Genomic DNA, 3,701 nt, shown 5'->3' with positions numbered 1-3,701 from the left:
ATATGTGTATAAGAGCCAGCCGCACCGCAGGCCGACGACCCCGCCTGTGCCGCACTGTTCTCCGCGCTGCCGGACACCCTGGGCGACTACCGGCGGGCCGCCACCGCCGATCCGACACCGGTGGCCGCGGCGGCCTGGCGGCGGGGCCCCGACGGCGAGCCGGTGATCCTGCGCTGCGGGCTGGGCCGGCCCGCCGAGTTCATGGTGGGTGTCCCGCTGCAGCTCGTCGACGACGTCGAGTGGTTCCGAATCGCCGATCCGGTCGGGGGCCTGACGACGTGGGTGGCGGTGGACCGCCCGGTGTACGTCGCGCTGACACTGCCGTCGGATTCGGGCCCGGCGCCCATCCAGGACGTCTCCGCGGTGATCTCACAGACCCTGCCCGCCCGCGCGATCGATCCCGCCCCACCCCGCTGAGCGTGCGCCCGGTCGGCCCTCAGCGCAGGCCGGTGCCGCGGGCCAGTGCGGTACCGACCATGGCGGCCAGCAGATCCGGGTAGTCCACACCGCTGGCAGCCCACATCCGCGGATACATCGAGATGGTGGTGAACCCCGGCATCGTGTTGAGCTCGTTGACCACCGGACCGTCCTCGGTCAGAAAGAAGTCGACCCGGGCCAGGCCCTGACAGTCGATGGCGTTGAAGGCCCGGATCGCCAGCCGACGGATCTCGTCGGCCACCTCGTCGTCGATCTTGGCCGGCACGTCCAGCTCGGCGGCGTCTTCGAGATACTTCGTCGCGAAGTCGTAGAAACCGTCCTCGCGGCCCCGGACGCCGGCGACCCTGATCTCACCGACCGTGCTGGCCTCGATCCGGCCGTCGGGGAACTCCAGCACGCCGCACTCGAGTTCACGGCCGGGCACGGCGGCCTCCACGATGACCTTCGGGTCGTGCGCACGCGCGGTCGCGATGGCCGCCGGCAGCTCGGACCACTCACAGACCCTGCTGACCCCGATCGACGAACCGCCGCGCGCGGGTTTGACGAACACCGGCAGTCCGAGCCGCTGGCGCTCCTCGAGGTCCAGAGTGTCCCGGCGCGGCCGCAGCACGACGTGGTCGGCGATCGGCAGCCCCTCGGCCGCCAGCAGCTTCTTGGTGAACTCCTTGTCCATGCCGGCCGCGCTGGACAGCACGCCGGCGCCGACGTAGGGAACGCCGGCCAGCTCCAGCAGACCCTGGATGGTGCCGTCCTCGCCGTAGGGTCCGTGCAGCACCGGAAACACCACGTCGACGGCGTGCAGGATCTGACCGGCGTGTTCCCCGGCCAACGCCACGAGTTCGCCGCCGCGGCGCGGATCGGTGCTCAGCGCCAGCTCGGCCCCCGCGGCGTCGCCGACCTCGGGCAACCGCCCGTCGGTGATGGCCAGGCTCGCCGGGGTGGCGTCGGACAGCACCCAGGCGCCGCCGGGGGTGATCCCGATCGGCACCGCCTCGAAACGCTCGGGATCCAGGTTGCGCAGGATGCTGCCGGCCGAGACGCAGGAGATGGCGTGCTCGCTGCTTCGACCGCCGAAGACGACGGCGACACGGATACGGGCAGTCACAACTACCAGAGGCTACCGCGCCGCCGTTGTCAGGGCGCGGTCGATGTCGGTGAGCAGATCGTCGGTGTCCTCGATGCCCAGGGAGAAGCGCACGAACCCCGCCGCAACGTCGTCGCCCCAGCGGGCACGGCGGTCCGCCGAGGTGTGGATGCCGCCGAAGCTTGTCGAGGACACCACCAGCTCGGCCGCGGAGAGCAGACCGGCGACCGCGTCGGCGTCGGCGAGTTCGGCGGCCACCAGGGAACCGAACCGCTGCATCTGCCCGGCGGCCACCGGGTAGCTCGTGTCCCCGGGCAGGCCCGGGTAGCGCACCGAACGCACCGCGTGATGACCGTCGAGCATCGTCGCCAACGACTGGGCGTTCTGGCACTGGCGTTCGTAGCGCAGACCCGCGCTGCCCAGGCTGCGCAGCAACAGCCACGCCTCGAAGGCTCCGAGGATGGGGCCCGACAGCAGCCGTTCGCGCTCCACGGCGGCCAGCAGATCGGGTTGGCTGCCGGCGACGTAGCCCGCCAGCAGGTCGCTGTGCCCCGACAACGCCTTGGTGGCGCTGGCCACCACGAGGTCGGCGCCCAGCGCCAGCGGCTGTTGGGCCAGCGGAGTGGCGGTGGTGTTGTCGACGATCAGCCGGGCCCCGCGGCCCCGGCAGATCAGGCCGAGCCGGTGCAGGTCGACGACGTCGAGGCCGGGATTGGTCGGGGTCTCGGCCAGCACGACATCCGCCTGGCCGGCGGCCTCGCACATCTCCCCGGCCCCGGCTTGGAGCACCTTGACGCCTTGTGGCACAAGGCATTCGGTGGCGTAGGCGCGCACCTGATAGTAGCCGTCGGCGGGCACCACCAGCACCGATCCGGGAGCCGCGAGCACCCGCAGGGTCGCGGTGACGGCGGCCATCCCCGATCCGAAGACCAGCGCCGACACCGCCCCCTCCAGCTGGGCCAGCGCCGATTCGACCTGCCGCCAGGTCGGGTTGGACGCCCGGCCGTAGTAGTCGCCTGCCGCCGACTCGTCGTCGGCGGTGGGCAGGTGGAACGTGGCCGCCGGCAACGGATACGGTGCCACCGGCGCGCCCGGAACCGCGGGCGAGGCCACCGCCTTCACGCTTCGGGTGGAGGTGCCGTACTGCATGCCGAACTGCTCAGCCATGTTGTCCTGCCCTGTCGTCTACTCCGGTTTGATGCTGCGGCCCAGCAGCAGGGCGATCGCGTCGTCGACCGACAGGCCCTTGTGGCACACGCCGTGCACCGCCTCGGTCAACGGCATCTCGACGTCGTAACTGGAGGCCAGGGCCAGCACCGAACGGCACGAGGTGACCCCCTCGGCGACGTGGCCGTGGGCGGCGGTCTGTGCCTGTTCGATCGTCTCGCCCTCGCCCAGGCGATGTCCGAAGGCGAAGTTGCGCGACCGCGGCGAGGAGCACGTCGCGACCAGGTCCCCCACCCCGGCCAGCCCGGCCAGCGTCGCACCGTGTGCTCCAAGCGCGATCCCGAGCCGGATGATCTCGGCGAGCCCGCGGGTGATGATCGCCGCCGCGGTGTTCTCCCCCAGGCCGACGCCGTTGGCCATCCCGCAGGCCAGTGCGATGACGTTCTTGCACGCGCCGCCGATCTCGGTGCCCACCACGTCGGCGTTGGTGTAGGGCCGGAAATAGCCCGTGCTCAGCGATCTCTGCACGGTGACGGCCCGGCCGGAGTCGGTGCAGGCCACCACGGTGGCCGCGGGCTGGCCCTCGGCGATCTCACTGGCCAGGTTCGGCCCCGACACGACCGCGACCTGGCTGTGGTCCACGCCGGTGACGTCGACGATCACCTGACTCATCCGCATCAGGGTGCCCAGTTCGATGCCCTTGGCGAGACTGACCAGGGTGGCGCCGGGAACGATCAGCGACGTCCAGGGCTGCAGGTTCGCCCTCAGCTGCTGTGACGGGACCGCCAACAGCACCGTCGTGACCCCGGCCAGCGCCGTCGCGGGGTCGGGCGTGGCCAGGATCCGGGTGGGCAGCTCGATGCCGGGCAGGTATTCCTCGTTGCGCCGCGTGGTGTTGATCTGCTCGGCCACCTCGGCGCGGCGGGCCCACAGCCGGACGTCGTTGCCGGCGTCGGCGAGCACTTTGGCCAGGGCCGTCCCCCAGGCCCCCGCCCCCATCACCGCTGCGGTC

The 3,701-nt window shown here is 71.7% G+C and carries 3 protein-coding genes and 1 pseudogene; 1 reads left to right on the top strand and 3 read right to left on the bottom strand.

What is annotated here, in order from left to right:
- Window positions 1–21: 21 nt before the first annotated feature.
- Window positions 22–417 (top strand): annotated as a pseudogene (locus CSR00_RS29555) (DUF3515 domain-containing protein); the annotation flags it as partial.
- 19 nt (window positions 418–436) lie between these two features.
- Here CSR00_RS29555 and CSR00_RS29550 read toward each other — a convergent pair.
- From CSR00_RS29550 to CSR00_RS29540, 3 genes are all read right to left on the bottom strand, one after another.
- Window positions 437–1,543 carry a D-alanine--D-alanine ligase family protein gene (locus CSR00_RS29550; protein WP_099025901.1) on the bottom strand — a complete coding sequence of 369 codons (1,107 nt, stop codon included), beginning with the start codon at window positions 1,541–1,543 and terminating at the stop codon, window positions 437–439.
- Window positions 1,544–1,555: 12 nt separating this feature from the next.
- Window positions 1,556–2,689 carry a cystathionine gamma-lyase gene (locus CSR00_RS29545; RefSeq protein ID WP_245906752.1) on the bottom strand — a complete coding sequence of 378 codons (1,134 nt, stop codon included), beginning with the start codon at window positions 2,687–2,689 and terminating at the stop codon, window positions 1,556–1,558.
- A gap of 18 nt (window positions 2,690–2,707) precedes the next feature.
- A partial coding sequence (locus CSR00_RS29540) for an NAD(P)H-dependent glycerol-3-phosphate dehydrogenase (RefSeq protein ID WP_141564536.1) occupies window positions 2,708–3,701 on the bottom strand: 994 nt, incomplete at its 5' end.

The sequence above is a fragment of the Mycolicibacterium palauense genome, assembly GCF_002592005.1.
In the GTDB taxonomy this organism is placed as follows: Bacteria; Actinomycetota; Actinomycetes; order Mycobacteriales; family Mycobacteriaceae; genus Mycobacterium; species Mycobacterium palauense.
Note: the sequence above shows the minus strand (reverse complement) of the source record. Positions and strands in the feature narration are given on the sequence as shown.

What these genes read in the sequence shown, in the direction of transcription:
- CSR00_RS29545 (WP_245906752.1), bottom strand. Translation starts at nt 2,689, where the DNA reads ATGGCTGAGCAGTTCGGCATGCAGTACGGCACCTCCACCCGAAGCGTG.